The sequence below is a fragment of the Vibrio sp. genome (assembly GCF_038138445.1).
In the GTDB taxonomy this organism is placed as follows: domain Bacteria; phylum Pseudomonadota; class Gammaproteobacteria; order Enterobacterales; family Vibrionaceae; genus Vibrio.
The window spans coordinates 1-13,745 of record NZ_JAYQDQ010000013.1 but is presented as its reverse complement, the minus strand read 5'-3'; the positions used below and the strand labels follow the sequence as shown (position 1 = coordinate 13,745).

Below are 13,745 nucleotides of genomic sequence, written 5' to 3'. Positions count from 1 at the left end.
GAGGTGTAAGCTTAGTGCTTATAAAATAAAAACAATCAATATAAAGGTTAAACAATGTTATCAGCTGTAAAACCCTCCCAAGAAACACCACTTGAAACGTCAGCACCTAAAAAATATGCCAGTAATATCATTTCTATTGCCAAGGTGAAAAATACCAGCCAAGAGCGTCTTCACAGTAGCTCTTTTAATCGAGGTAAGCCCAATGATAATGGCCAGATCATACGTTTAGATGGTCAAGCTTCCCTGAACGATGAGTTAGCATCCTTACGTGAAGAGTTTGATGTGCAAATCTCGCGGCGCGGGTTTTCTTCTTGGGAGCTATCGAGTGAGTTATATAGCAAGCCAAGGATATTTGATTCTCTCAAATCACTGAAAAGTTACTTACAGGATAATTATTCTAGTGATAAAGCCTTGGCAGCAGATATAGAGAAAACATGGGAAGTAGACATTGCCCCTTCATCTAATAAAAAGCACCCATGGAAGGTGAGTGGCGGCGCATTAGAGCAGAGTTTTCGTTTCCCATCACTAGAAAAAATGAAGCAAGCTTTGCAAGGTGGTTTTTTAAAACACAGAGCTAAACACATGGTGGCGATGGAAAGGATGATAAGAGGCCGTGATGTCAATAATGTCACTTCTTTTACACCAAACCAGTCGGGGCCCGTGCTTGTCATAGATGGCGGTGATGATCTTGCGGTAAGTTTGGAGAACTCAGGTCTTCCGCGCTCTTTAGTTTTAGCTGCGCAAAGTACCTTACTTTACCCTGCATTTGCTGGTGTGGTATTTACAGGTTGGAAAGGCGCCAAAGAGGAATCTGACGAGACACGTGAAGCCTTTTCTGAGCTAAAAGCTGAGCAAAAATCGCTAAGAGAAGATATTGGCGGCGTAGTCATGAAAGCGCTCAGTGATGAATTGGTACTAAAAGAGCAATTGATTAATGCAACCGATGATGCGCAAATTCAAAATCTTCAAAGTGCACTGCTTGAGCAGCTCAAATTTAAGGCCAATGTTCTGGAGTCGGTCAAACCCATCTTACAATCAGGTAAGCAAGCTGACGGTGAGCTTAAAACACTTACTGATAATATCGCTAAGCTCAAGCAGCTTAAAGAAGAGGTCTCTGACCATAATCAGCTGATGAGTACCAAAGCCGACCTTGATGTCAGTGTTCTTCCCGAGCATGTGCAAAAACTGTTAACTGCCGATAACCAAAGTGAGGTATTTGATCCATCCTCTGCCAAGTGCCATGACCTTCTCCAACAAATTGCGAAATTCCAAGCCAACCAAGATGACAAGGTAGCCAAGTTTGCCGATGCCTATGTGGCAGCAGCATTTACGGAATCTGGTTTAAGTGGCATGTATTGGGGCATGATTTCCTTTGAAGCCAGAGCAACAGCAGAAGCCTTGGCAGGAACATCCGCACAAAGCCTGACGAGTGTACTATCTCAAGTGGGGGATGCGTTCAATGTGGTTGGACAGGCGCAAATGGTGGTCGCAGGTCTAACCAAAACGGGTCTTGGCATTCAAGAAGCACGCTCGTTGAATGAGTGGCTACAACAGATCCGCGACTCAAAAGTGTTAGACAGTTCAGATAAAGATCTTACCGAAGTTAAAGGTATTCTTAGCCAATTTAACCGTCACCAGCGCAATGTTGTGATTGCTGAAACCATTGGCAATAGCGTACTTACGGCTGGACAGCTTGGCATGATACTCGGTGGACCACTTGGAACAGGCATTGCTCCTGTGCTTTATGCTGGTGTTGGCGCAACAATTGGTGGTGTTGGATTAAGTCAAATTGCGGCTCAGTACTCCAACAAAGTATTTGAGGTGTCGGATGAGATGTCAGACAAAGAGAAGGAAATTAGTCGCTGGTCAGAGCCTGGAAAAACGCCATTTGAGGTCATTCAACGCAGGATCAAAAAGCTCTATGAACTGAGCCAAGATCAAGCAATGCCAAAAGTGTGGTTAAACATCTTCCAAACAGCAGTTAAGAATCCAGACAAAAGCGCCAGTGAGATTTTACAAGCAGCAGGCAAACCGCTACTTAAATATGGTCAAGAGCACTCCGGGCATTACCGAAAGCTGTATCGTGAAGCCTTTGATAAGATTAAGGCCGATAGTTCCACGCTAGATGTGATAGGCAAAGCACAAAAAGCGCTTAATAAGCAAGATAACTACACGGGTTTTTCTGCCTTTGTAGCGCAGCATATTGCCAAGCAGCAAAACATTGATCTCGAGCCGCAAAATAAAAACGAGCGGTTTGATCAAATTGATTCTTTGTTTAAGTTTGCCGAAGAGCAGGGCTTTGCCAACGACTTTGAGCGCCGTATTGTCAAACGATTGACCAGTCGAAATGGTTACCTTGGCAATAGAGAAAACAAGCTCGACTCAAGCGATTACATCAGTGTGATTGAAGCCAACAAGTCGAAAAAACCTTGGCAGATCCCTAACCCTGTTGCTCCTGCGGTAAATTTATATCGCTTGGCCAAACAGCTGATTAAGCCAATGGTTGGTCGAGAGTATATGTCTTCAGCGCTGACGATTCCGGGTAACTGGGGCCATAAAGACACCTCGGTTTACGTGTTTAATCGCGATAAGTTTTTAGCAGACTTAGCCAATCCAAGTGATAACAGTGCTCATCTTGATGAGATATGCCGCGCCATCTTTACCCCACAAATGACCAGCGAAGTCAAAAACTGGGTCGGTAAGGATAACCGTCATGTGTTTGAGGAGTCGATGCGTAAGATAGGCAAGCAAACTCTGCGTGATAATGTGCTGCGCCCAATCGTTCACGGCGCATCTGAGCAAATCAAACTCGCCGATCAAATCGAAAGCCTTCAGTAATCTAGGCGCATAAAGTAAAACCCACCTAGCCTTGAGAGAGGTTAGGTGGGTTATTTTTATCTAACGCAAAGAAGTCGGTAACGACTGCGGCATCAATATGGCGCGAGAAGGGGGCATGGATTAAAAACATGTTAAACATCAACTTAGACCAACCTTCCACGAAAAAAAGATCGCCTTACTGGGTGCGGCTCTGGCGGTTGGTCACCCAGAACTGATCACCGCGAGTATCACGGCCGAAGGCGTGCAATACGGTGGCCTTATCGGTACAGCTATTACTGTTGAGATGGGGGTATGGGAAACATTGAGGAATGAGTTTAAGTAACTATGGTCGAACTACTACAATACCTCAACTCGATGGGTTTTCCATCATTTATGATGGTTATTATCGCTATCTTCTGGAAGCATAACAACCGCCTAATACGACTTGAAACAAAAGTATTTTGATCTTTGTTTATGTGTAGTTGAATATAAAATTGACTTGATTGCATTGATTTGCATTGTGAGTGTGTGCATATTTCGATTAGGACAGTTAACTGGTAATAAATATGCACCCTATTTTAAATACTTACGTAAATAATCTCACGGAAGAGTTTCAGTTTTCGGGATTAGATGGCCCCAAGCTTTTCGAAGCATTTTGTAACTATTGCGTTTTATCCAAAACGTATCTCGGTCGCTTTAACCCTCTTGATGTAACAACCGAGGAAGACGATGCTTCGATAGATGGTTTGGCCGTTTGTATTGATGGGGAGTTGATTCTTACAGAGGGTGACGCAGAGGCTGCGTTTGATACACATAAGAGAAACTTGGAAGTTGATTTGATTGTGACTCAAGTAAAATCTGGCGATAAATTCGATAAGTCGGAAATATCCAGCTTTGCATTAGGTTTACAAGACTTCCTTTCATTGACTCCAAAGCTACCAAATGGTGAGTACAACCAAGAAGTCTTAAATATTTTCAAAGTTGTTATCGGAAATTTGAAAAAGGTTAGCAATAATAGACCTAATTGTGCTGTTTATTATTGTACTAGCGGTAATTATGCTGCCGAGAGGGAGGTTGACGCAACACTCAGAATACTAAAAAGTACAGTCGAAGATAGTGATTTATTCCATGAAGTAGTGGTTCACCCATTTGGAAGGAAAGAGCTAATTTCCACATGGAAGAGTATCAATGAAAAAAATGAAGCTAAGGTTAAACTTGAGGAATACTGTGGCATTCCAAAAAACAAAGATATCCCTCAATCTTATATTGGCATTGTGAATGGTAGGGTTTTTGTTGAGTCTCTGCTGCTGGATAGTGAAAAAAACCTAAAGCATAGTGTTTTTGAAGAAAATGTACGTTCCTTTCTAGGAGATGATAACACTGTCAATTCCAACATAGCTAATACACTTCAGTCTGATGATAAACGCCATCTTTTTTCTGTATTGAATAATGGTATTACTGTTGTAGCTCCACAACTTACCTTGACTGCAAATTCAAAAGAAATGGACTTGGTGAACTATCAAGTTATTAATGGCTGCCAGACGAGCAACACCTTGTTTCAACAGCTGGCACACCTAGATGATTCTGTTAACATTGTTGTTAGGTTTATAGAATCACCTAATTATGAGATTTCAGCCGACATTATTTCAGCAACGAATAGTCAAACAGGAATTGGTCAGGAGCGTTTTCAAGGCTTAAAAGAAAAGGCGAAGCTGGTTCAGCACTATTTTGATATGGAAAACTCCAAGCATACTGGAGTCCGACATAATCAAATATATTTTGAACGCAGAGAGAATGAATATCGAGAACACTCATATTACGCTACTCAGATTTTTGATGTTAGAGAATTAGGTCGAGCATTTGCTGCTGGGATATTAAATGATGCGCACAACGCCTCTCGTTATCCTAAGAATTTGTTTAAAACAGTTGGAGAGCAGTTTTTCAAAGATACGGATTCTGAAGCATTGTATTATATGTGCGCATTAACACTTTATAAATTCAATATGCTTTCAAATGGCAGCAAAGAAAATGCCAATTTATACACGAAATACAAATGGCATATTATTCAACTTTTTATGTGGGTTGTTCATGGAAAAATTGCTGATATACAAGCTAACTCATCCAAGGCTCAAAAGTATGCGGATAAAGTAGTCAAAGCGCTTAACTCTTCTGATAAAAAATACACAGATGCATTTGTCGAGTGTTTTGAAATTATTGACTCTGTAACACCAGCACCTACATCAGATCAAATCAAGCGTTCTAAGTTCACTGCAGACCTGCGTGAGCAAGCCAAAAAGCATTTTGAAGCAAAGAAAAATAAACAAGCTGCAGAAGTGGTTTGATGACTGTGATGACGAGGAGATAAGTTGGCTCCTCCTCTTTACTGTGTAGCAAGTGGGCAAATAGTTGGGTATATCATGATTACGAATATCGGATTGCAGAAATTGTTGATAAGAAACTTAATCACCAGTCAACATAGTCTTTAGAAGTAGGAAAGGGGGAACTCCTTTCCTATACTTATCTTTTGCGTGGAGAGCTAGGGTTAGTAATCATCTAGGCGTATTTCTAGTGCCACATTCCACTTGGGATAAAGCTAGGGTCACGAGGAAGCTTCCTTAGTCCATACTCATCCTTTAAATAGAATTTCTTAAATTTTTCTCTTCTTGTTCCCCAAGCAGGCATTTTTTCTAATAATGAAACTATTCCTTGTATCTCTTGCGATTCAAAACTATAGCCTTTTGCGAGAAGTTCCTCTAATGCAGGGTACACGTCCTTATAGGCTTGATTAGCACTATATTTAGAGTCAATTTGTTCCTTCATCTTTAGTAGCAGTGTCACAAGGGGACCTGCTGGGCTTAATTCTTTAATCAGATTTGTCATTACGGATAATACTCACGATGTATATATTAAGAAGAAGTTGAATAGAAAACACTGTCCATAGGTCTGTCGGATATGTTTGATCACGGTAAATAAAAGCAGGGTAAGCAGTGTCTGCAATAGTTGTGACTATCAGTGCAATAGAAAAGTATTTGATAAATTTTGAGCTAAATAAATTTAATCCTTGAAACTTCGCAATTAAAGCAGCGATAGCTATATATGCTAAAAGTGGATTTATAAATGCTATAAAGAGTTCAACACTATCACCAACCGTGTTATAGGCATTCATATATGCAGATCCAAGCATAAGTAGTAATAGTGGAATGAGATATTTTATTTTTGATGTCAAAAGACATATCTCCTTGGTTTTTAAAGAAAGTTTAGTTTAACTTGAAATGCGTGGTTTATTGCATATTGAATCTGTGTTTTGTGAATGCTAATCACACATAGTCAATCCATCTCTTGTAGATTCTTTTTCCTGAATGTATCCGATTATGTGTGTATAATCTGCCGATTATTTTTAACTACGATATTTAAAATAAACTTTGCGTAGCCGGTTTATATGTTTTTGTAGCCAATTTCTGCACTGCTATACAATAGCGAGATTTTTGAGTAATGCCTTATGAAGCCTGACAATATCAGTAAATACGCCGCTAACCGATTTTCCATTGCGCCCATGCTCGATTGGACGGATCGCCATTGTCGCTACTTCCATCGTTTGCTGACCAGTGAGTCTTTGCTCTATACCGAGATGGTCACGACTGGGGCGATTATTCACGGTAAAGGTGACTTTTTGGCTTATAACCAAGAAGAGCATCCGGTGGCGCTGCAACTTGGTGGTTCAAACCCGAAGGATTTGGCGACATGTGCCAAGCTCGCGCAGCAAAGAAGCTATGATGAGGTAAACCTTAATGTTGGTTGCCCGTCAGATAGAGTGCAAAATGGCCGCTTTGGCGCATGCTTAATGGCTGAGCCTCAGCTGGTGGCCGATTGTATTGCGGCAATGCGTGAAGTGGTGGATATTCCTGTCACAGTGAAAACGCGTATTGGTATTGATGAGCAAGACTCGTATGAGTTTTTGACAGATTTTGTCTCCACTGTGTCAGAAAAAGGTGGCTGTGAGCAGTTTACCATTCATGCGCGCAAAGCTTGGCTATCTGGACTGAGTCCAAAACAAAACCGAGAGATCCCGCCGCTCGACTATCCGCGTGCTTATCAACTTAAGCAAGATTTTGCTCATCTCAATATTGCCATTAATGGTGGTGTAAAGAGTCTCGAAGAGAGTAAAGAGCACCTAGTACATTTAGATGGTGTTATGGTTGGGCGTGAAGCCTATCAAAATCCATATCTGCTTGCTAAAGTTGACCAAGATATATTTGGCTTGGATAAGCCTGTCAAAAAGCGTACCCAAGTGGTAGAAGAGATGTATCCTTACATTGAGCAACAGCTTACAAATGGTGCTTACCTTGGTCACATCACTCGTCATATGTTAGGTCTATTTCAAAATATGCCTGGTGCACGCCAGTGGCGTCGTTATATTAGTGAAAATGCACACAAACCAGGCTCTGGGGTAGAAGTGGTTGAAACTGCGCTAAGCAAAATTCCTCAAGAGCTCAATGTGTAAATATTACCAAGTTCCGTTCATTACTTGGTAAATTTCGCCAGTTGTTACTACATGTAATTAGCTCACCCTATAAGGTGGGCTTTTTTATTAACTAAAAATCAGAGGCTTATGGTTATTTAAAACTTGGCGTGGTTTCTGCTATGTAAGAATTAACAAAGGAGAAACTATGCTAGAACTCATCTTTATACTGGTTTTTATCGCGACCTTGTTCGTCACTGGCTTGACTATGATGACGGTCTTTGCCGCGACCGGTTTCGCTTTATTGGTGATGGCGTTATTTGGAATGATTGGCGCAGCCTTTAAGCTGATTCCTTATCTTATTGTAATTGCAGTCGGTATTTGGTTTTTCAAAAATTACGTGTACAACCATCGTTAATCCGAGCAGGAAATTGACAATTCCCCTGCTTTAGATTGTGTTACTATCGCTGCAAGGTTTCATGGTAGATAGGCTCAGGAGTTCAAGCGATGAACAATTCCGCACTGGCAGCGATGACTGCAGTTGCAATGTCAATGGCAAGTTCTGCAGCGATGGCAGAGGATTCAGATTCGGTTGTCGTAAAAGTGGGGGCTGATGCCTGGTGGATAGAAACGGAAGTGAATGAAATTGATCGTGATAAAGAAGTCACGCCATCGGTTTATTTGTCCATCGAGCACGATCTCAAATATGTTCCAAACGCTAGGCTAAAGACCACGGGTGTTGAAAATGATTACATGGCCTTTGATAAGCTGGATTTGACCCTGTATTACTCGCTGATGGATCATGATTTATTGCATTTTGATGCTGGTGTGACTTTGAGCGATCTTAGCAATACCAAATATAAAAATGCCGATAACGGCCAAATTAAAGACTTTGATGGGTTTATTTGGGCGTTTTATGGCTATGCAGAAATCACGGTTCCAGACACTAACTTTGATATTATTGGTGAAATGAACTTTGGCGATAGCAGTGGTATTAAAAGTACGGATCTTACTGCAGGTGTGCAGTATCGTATGCCGTTTAAAGAGTCGACCATTACCTTCCGTGGCGGCTATCGTGCGATAGACCTTGAATCTGACGATTTTAAAGCAACCACCACGAGTACCATATTGGGTAAACCTTTTATTATGGCTGATGGTTTCTTTGTAGGGGCTGAATACAGTTTCTAGTATTGCCCAAGGTTTATAAAGCGCTGCGTAATATCGCGGCGTTTTTTTATGCTTATAAGTTATACAAAGGCGGTTTTTTTAGCAGTTTTCTGTCCTGTGGGCCATGCTTAACAATGATAATTGTCATTATTGGTGTAAAGGATTGTTATGACGATAAATGAGCTCAGAAGTCTTTACCGAGAAAATCAGCTGATTGAGGCGATTATTGAACCCTCTGCTGAGGAAGGTACTTGGATAGTTGAATTTCGTCATACTCGTGGTGGATTTGTTTTGCTCACCGATGTTCATGGCGAAGAATGTCACTATCCTGACTTGGATATGGCGTCCAAATCGGCGATGGCAGTGGGGTTTTCTCAGGTCCGTGTCGAGGTCGACTAATCGTTTTTGATTAAAAAATAGCCTTTCTTTAATTCAAAAAGTTATAAAACATTCATTTCTATTCTTTCTTGTTATTACGGTGAGTAGTTAATCTAACATCATGCAATGAATAGGGATGTCGAGACCATGTCTTCAAATAACAAGGTATCACCTTCGGGACAGATACCAGCAGCACTACCATCAATCGCGTCCCCCTTAAATGATCAGCAGTTGAACAGCCTTCAGCAAACGACCTCAGAGCTGTCACCGCAGCAATTGGCCTGGGTCAGTGGTTATTTTTGGGGATTATCTCAAGCTCAATCGCCAGCTTTAACTCAAGGGGCGCCGAGTACGCAAATGGCATTGGCTGCAAAACCTGCGGGTAAACTAAGTATTATTTTTGCCTCTCAAACCGGCAATGCTAAGGGAGTAGCAGAAACTCTAGAGCAAGAAGCAAAGGCTCAAGGTATTGCTGTCGATCTTTTCGATGCCAGTGATTACAAGGGGAAACAGCTAGCAAAAGAAACCCATGTCATTATTGTTGCTTCGACCAATGGTGAAGGTGAGGCGCCAGATAACGCTATTGAGCTGCATGAATTTCTTCAATCTAAGAAAGCGCCCAAGTTACCGAACTTACAATATGGTGTGATAGCTTTGGGTGACTCGAGCTACGAGTTTTTCTGTCAGACAGGTAAAGATTTTGACACTTATCTCTCTAAGCTAGGCGCTACAGCATTTATAGAGCGCGTTGATTGTGATGTGGACTATGAAGCGGACGCGGCGAGCTGGCGCAAACAAGCGCTTGATAAAGTAAAACAAGACTTAGCAACGACCAATAGTGAAGCCGAAGTGGTGCAATTACCATTGGGTCAAACTGCATCGCCATCGCCTTATAATAAGAGTCACCCCTTCGCAGCCACCTTGCTGACCAATCAAAAAATTACAGGTCGCGATTCTGGTAAAGATGTGCGTCATATTGAGATTGATTTGGAAGGATCAGGGCTAAGTTATCAGCCAGGTGATGCACTTGGTGTCTGGTATGAAAACAGTTCGGAACTTGCGAGTGCCATCTTGACCAAGGTTGGACTTTCTGGCGTTGAAAGCATAGAACTTGACGGAGAAAGCCTCTCTATTCATAGCGCGCTAGTCAGCCATTTCGAAATTACCGCTGCTAACCCCCAGTTTGTCACCAAATTTGCTCAAGCTTCGGCAAGTCAAAAACTACTCAAGCTAATAGAAGACAAAGACAAGCTGCGTGAATACGCTAATCAAACTCAAATTCTCGATGTACTTAACGAGAAGAAAACCCAAATGTCCGCGTCAGAGTTAGCCAGTTTACTGCGCCGACTTACACCGCGTTTGTACTCGATTGCATCAAGTCAAAGTGAAGTGGAACAAGAAGTCCACCTAACGGTTGGTCTTCTTGAGTATCAGCAAGGCGATGAGCAGCGCTTTGGCGGCGCCTCAAGTTTTCTTAACCGCCGCCTTGATGAAGGCTCGCAGGTCAAGGTGTTTGTTGAGCACAACAACAGCTTCAAACTTCCAGCCGATGATAATACACCGATCATTATGATTGGCCCAGGTACAGGAATTGCGCCGTTTCGTAGTTTTATTCAAGAGCGTGATGCTCGTGAAGCATCGGGCAAGAACTGGTTGTTTTTTGGTGATCGCACCTTTACTCAAGACTTCCTCTATCAAGCCGAATGGCAGAAATACTTAAAATCCGGCAAGCTCAATCGCCTCGATGTGGCCTTTAGTCGCGATCAAGGGGAAAAAGTCTACGTCCAACATCGAATTTTGGAAAAAGGTGATGAAGTGTGGCGCTGGCTTGAGCAAGGCGCTTATATCTATGTCTGCGGAGATGCGACGCGAATGGCAAAAGATGTTCACCAAGCTCTGATCCATGTGGTCGAGCAACATGGCAAGCAATCACGTGATGATGCAGAAGAGTTTATCAATCACTTGCGTAAAGAGAAACGTTATCAAAGGGATGTATATTAATGAGCACTTCAACGACCACTCATACTCAGTCCGTATTGGGCGAAGAGCTTGGCCCATTGGCAGATAATGAACGTCTAAAAAGAGAGAGCAACTTTCTGCGCGGCACGATCGAGCAAGATCTGCAAGATCCTATCACGGGGGGATTTACCGCTGATAACTTCCAACTGATTCGCTTTCATGGAATGTATCAGCAAGACGATCGTGATATACGTAATGAAAGGGTGAAACAAAAGCTCGAACCTTTACATAATGTGATGCTCAGAGCGCGCATGCCAGGCGGTATTATTTCACCACAGCAGTGGCTAGCGATTGATAAGTTTGCTACTGAGCATTCTTTGTATGGCAGTATTCGATTAACCACGCGTCAGACTTTTCAATTTCATGGTGTGTTAAAACCGAATATTAAGCTGATGCACCAGACCCTCAATAGTATTGGTATAGATTCGATAGCGACGGCGGGTGATGTCAATCGTAATGTACTTTGTACCACCAATCCGGTTGAGTCTGAACTTCATCAACAAGCCTATCAATGGGCGAAAAAGATCAGTGAACATCTGCTACCTAAAACCAAAGCTTATGCTGAAATTTGGCTTGATGGGGAAAAGGTAGAGACCACCGAAGAAGATGAGCCAATTTTAGGCAATCATTATTTACCGCGTAAGTTTAAGACGACGGTAGTCATACCGCCGCAAAACGACGTTGATGTTCATGCCAATGACCTTAATTTTGTTGCCATTGCAGAGCAAGGCAAGCTGGTGGGCTTTAACGTCCTCGTTGGTGGTGGTTTGGCGATGACACATGGAGACACCTCTACCTATCCAAGACGTGCGGATGACTTTGGCTACATACCATTAGATAAAACACTTGATGTTGCAGCTGCTGTTGTCACCACTCAGCGTGATTGGGGGAATCGCTCAAATCGTAAAAATGCCAAAACTAAGTACACATTAGATCGTGTCGGCAGTGATGTATTTAAGGCGGAAGTAGAAAAGCGGGCTGGTGTGGTGTTTGAAAAGAGTCGTCCTTATGAGTTTACCGAGCGCGGAGACCGAATTGGCTGGGCAGAGGGTATTGATGGCAAACATCATTTGACGCTCTTTATCGAAAATGGACGTTTACTTGATTATCCTGATAAACCGCTTAAATCAGGTGTCGCTAAGATAGCTAGGATCCACCAAGGTGATTTTCGCATGACAGCTAACCAAAACCTTATTGTGGCTGGTGTGCCGAGCGAAGAAAAAGCGCAAATTGAACGTATTGCTGTTGAGCATGGTTTGATGGACGAAACTGTCAGTGAGCAACGAAAGAATTCGATGGCTTGTGTGGCTTTTCCAACCTGTCCATTAGCAATGGCAGAAGCTGAACGCTTTTTACCTCAATTTGTCACTGATGTAGAAAAGATACTGCGCAAGCATGACTTGCCTGAGCAAGACAACATCATATTACGTGTGACGGGCTGTCCAAACGGGTGTGGTCGCGCTATGTTGGCAGAGATTGGTCTAGTGGGTAAAGCGCCAGGTCGCTACAACCTGCATTTGGGTGGGAATCGTGGCGGTACTCGTGTCCCTAAGATGTATAAAGAGAACATTACCGACAAACAGATTTTACAAGAGATAGATCATCTTGTTGAGCGCTGGTCTAAAGAGCGTCTTGAGGGGGAGTACTTCGGCGACTTTACTATTCGTACCGGTATTATTGATGAAGTGGTGGTGTCAAAGAGGGACTTTTATGCATGATATTGTGATTGAAAAACCGAATCTAGCGGATCTTCTCAATGCGACAAAAACCGAGCAAACCTTGAGACTTGCGCAAATCAATGCTGAGTTAGAGAAAAAAACGGCTCAAGAGCGAGTGGTTTGGGCGGTAGAAAATCTTGAAAGGGAGCATGTCGTTTCATCAAGCTTTGGTGTTCAAGCCGCAGTGATGCTACATCTTATTACTCAAGCACAACCAAGTATTCCTGTCATACTGACAGATACGGGTTATTTATTCCCTGAGACTTATCTATTTATTGATGAATTAACCGAGACATTGAATCTCAATCTCAAAGTATATCGCTCAGAGCTAAGTAGCGCGTGGCAAGAATCTCGCTATGGTAAATTGTGGGAGCAGGGACTTGATGGTATTGAAACCTATAACCGTCTTAATAAAGTTGAACCTATGCGCCGAGCATTGAAAGAGCTGAATAGCAAAGTTTGGTTTTCTGGCCTGCGCCGGGAGCAATCTAGTTCACGCGCGAATTTACCCATATTATCTATCCAAAACGGCGTGTTTAAGTTCCTTCCTATTATTGATTGGACTAACAAAGATGTTCACTACTACTTGGAAAGGCATGGTTTAAGATATCATCCACTGCGTGATCAAGGATACTTATCTATTGGAGACACACATACAACTCAGAAATGGCAGCCAGGTATGAGTGAGGAGCAAACGCGTTTCTTCGGTTTAAAGCGAGAGTGCGGTCTTCATGATGATGAAGAGCAAGACGGTTCAGGTATCTAGTGAGTATTTTTCTTCAATGAAAGGTCGTGAGAGCGGCCTTTGATTTATGTCGTAAAATACAGTTTGTGGATAACTCTGTTAATATTTTCTTTAAATACTATGGGTAAACTTGAATAAACAAAGGCTTGAGTGAATATTGGGCGTTTAAGCTGTATTTTTATGTTTTTTTTTAATTTCTGCTTGCCAACGTGATAAGGATCTCTATAATGCCTCCTCGTCGACAGGGCAAGGGCTTAAAGCTCAAACAGCAATGACGACAGGCCAAGTAAGAAAATAAAATAATTAGTAAAAAGTGTTTGACTCTTTATTTTATATCGCTAGAATGGCCGACTCTTCTTCAGAGAGTAAATAACACTAAAGAAGAACGCTCTTTAACAAACTAAACCTATCAATCTGTGTGGGCACTCGTTGATGATAATCC

The 13,745-nt window shown here is 42.2% G+C and carries 12 protein-coding genes and 1 pseudogene; 10 read left to right on the top strand and 3 right to left on the bottom strand.

Annotated elements, in window-relative coordinates; all coding sequences use genetic code 11:
* Positions 1 to 54: 54 nt before the first annotated feature.
* Positions 55 to 2,838 (top strand): hypothetical protein, encoded by a 2,784-nt coding sequence (locus tag AAFM34_RS05815; protein WP_341660928.1) that lies wholly within the window; start codon positions 55 to 57, stop codon positions 2,836 to 2,838.
* 25 nt (positions 2,839 to 2,863) lie between these two features.
* Here the strand turns inward: AAFM34_RS05815 and AAFM34_RS05810 are convergent, their stop codons facing one another.
* Positions 2,864 to 2,998, bottom strand: coding sequence for a hypothetical protein (locus AAFM34_RS05810; protein WP_341661002.1), 135 nt, complete (start codon positions 2,996 to 2,998; stop codon positions 2,864 to 2,866).
* Between AAFM34_RS05810 and AAFM34_RS05805 the strand changes: the two are divergent.
* Positions 2,967 to 3,160: pseudogene (locus AAFM34_RS05805) on the top strand (hypothetical protein). The gene AAFM34_RS05810 and the pseudogene AAFM34_RS05805 overlap by 32 nt on opposite strands.
* Positions 3,161 to 3,383: 223 nt before the next feature.
* Positions 3,384 to 5,159 (top strand): AIPR family protein, encoded by a 1,776-nt coding sequence (locus AAFM34_RS05800; protein ID WP_341660926.1) that lies wholly within the window; start codon positions 3,384 to 3,386, stop codon positions 5,157 to 5,159.
* A gap of 223 nt (positions 5,160 to 5,382) precedes the next feature.
* Here the strand turns inward: AAFM34_RS05800 and AAFM34_RS05795 are convergent, their stop codons facing one another.
* Positions 5,383 to 5,697, bottom strand: a complete 315-nt coding sequence (locus tag AAFM34_RS05795; protein WP_341660924.1) for a hypothetical protein — start codon at positions 5,695 to 5,697, stop codon at positions 5,383 to 5,385.
* Entirely contained in the window at positions 5,681 to 6,043 is a 363-nt protein-coding gene (locus tag AAFM34_RS05790; RefSeq protein WP_341660922.1) for a hypothetical protein, read from the bottom strand. The genes AAFM34_RS05795 and AAFM34_RS05790 overlap by 17 nt, the downstream gene beginning before the upstream one ends.
* Before the next feature lie 273 nt (positions 6,044 to 6,316).
* Here AAFM34_RS05790 and dusA point away from each other — a divergent pair, with 273 nt between their 5' ends.
* From dusA to AAFM34_RS05755, 7 genes are all read left to right on the top strand, one after another.
* Positions 6,317 to 7,318: a tRNA dihydrouridine(20/20a) synthase DusA gene (gene dusA, locus AAFM34_RS05785; protein ID WP_341660920.1), complete on the top strand. Its 1,002-nt coding sequence runs from the start codon at positions 6,317 to 6,319 to the stop codon at positions 7,316 to 7,318.
* A 166-nt stretch (positions 7,319 to 7,484) separates the two neighbouring features.
* Positions 7,485 to 7,694, top strand: a complete 210-nt coding sequence (gene pspG, locus AAFM34_RS05780; protein WP_341660918.1) for an envelope stress response protein PspG — start codon at positions 7,485 to 7,487, stop codon at positions 7,692 to 7,694.
* An 89-nt stretch (positions 7,695 to 7,783) separates the two neighbouring features.
* Positions 7,784 to 8,464 (top strand): TIGR04219 family outer membrane beta-barrel protein, encoded by a 681-nt coding sequence (locus tag AAFM34_RS05775; protein WP_341660917.1) that lies wholly within the window; start codon positions 7,784 to 7,786, stop codon positions 8,462 to 8,464.
* Positions 8,465 to 8,611: 147 nt separating this feature from the next.
* On the top strand, positions 8,612 to 8,842 hold the full coding sequence (locus AAFM34_RS05770) for a hypothetical protein (protein WP_341660915.1): 231 nt from the start codon (positions 8,612 to 8,614) through the stop codon (positions 8,840 to 8,842).
* Between the two features lie 126 nt (positions 8,843 to 8,968).
* The gene (locus AAFM34_RS05765; protein WP_341660913.1) at positions 8,969 to 10,822 is read left to right on the top strand and encodes an assimilatory sulfite reductase (NADPH) flavoprotein subunit; all 1,854 of its coding nucleotides are present in this window, start codon (positions 8,969 to 8,971) and stop codon (positions 10,820 to 10,822) included.
* Positions 10,822 to 12,558: an assimilatory sulfite reductase (NADPH) hemoprotein subunit gene (gene cysI, locus AAFM34_RS05760; RefSeq protein WP_341660910.1), complete on the top strand. Its 1,737-nt coding sequence runs from the start codon at positions 10,822 to 10,824 to the stop codon at positions 12,556 to 12,558. The genes AAFM34_RS05765 and cysI overlap by 1 nt, the downstream gene beginning before the upstream one ends.
* Positions 12,551 to 13,324, top strand: coding sequence for a phosphoadenylyl-sulfate reductase (locus AAFM34_RS05755; protein ID WP_341660908.1), 774 nt, complete (start codon positions 12,551 to 12,553; stop codon positions 13,322 to 13,324). Before cysI ends, AAFM34_RS05755 begins: the two co-directional genes overlap by 8 nt.
* Positions 13,325 to 13,745 lie beyond the last annotated feature (421 nt).

What these genes read in the sequence shown, in the direction of transcription:
- AAFM34_RS05815 (WP_341660928.1), top strand. Translation starts at nt 55, where the DNA reads ATGTTATCAGCTGTAAAACCCTCCCAAGAAACACCACTTGAAACGTCA.
- AAFM34_RS05800 (WP_341660926.1), top strand. Translation starts at nt 3,384, where the DNA reads ATGCACCCTATTTTAAATACTTACGTAAATAATCTCACGGAAGAGTTT.
- AAFM34_RS05795 (WP_341660924.1), bottom strand. Translation starts at nt 5,697, where the DNA reads ATGACAAATCTGATTAAAGAATTAAGCCCAGCAGGTCCCCTTGTGACA.
- dusA (WP_341660920.1), top strand. Translation starts at nt 6,317, where the DNA reads ATGAAGCCTGACAATATCAGTAAATACGCCGCTAACCGATTTTCCATT.
- pspG (WP_341660918.1), top strand. Translation starts at nt 7,485, where the DNA reads ATGCTAGAACTCATCTTTATACTGGTTTTTATCGCGACCTTGTTCGTC.
- AAFM34_RS05775 (WP_341660917.1), top strand. Translation starts at nt 7,784, where the DNA reads ATGAACAATTCCGCACTGGCAGCGATGACTGCAGTTGCAATGTCAATG.
- AAFM34_RS05770 (WP_341660915.1), top strand. Translation starts at nt 8,612, where the DNA reads ATGACGATAAATGAGCTCAGAAGTCTTTACCGAGAAAATCAGCTGATT.
- AAFM34_RS05765 (WP_341660913.1), top strand. Translation starts at nt 8,969, where the DNA reads ATGTCTTCAAATAACAAGGTATCACCTTCGGGACAGATACCAGCAGCA.
- cysI (WP_341660910.1), top strand. Translation starts at nt 10,822, where the DNA reads ATGAGCACTTCAACGACCACTCATACTCAGTCCGTATTGGGCGAAGAG.
- AAFM34_RS05755 (WP_341660908.1), top strand. Translation starts at nt 12,551, where the DNA reads ATGCATGATATTGTGATTGAAAAACCGAATCTAGCGGATCTTCTCAAT.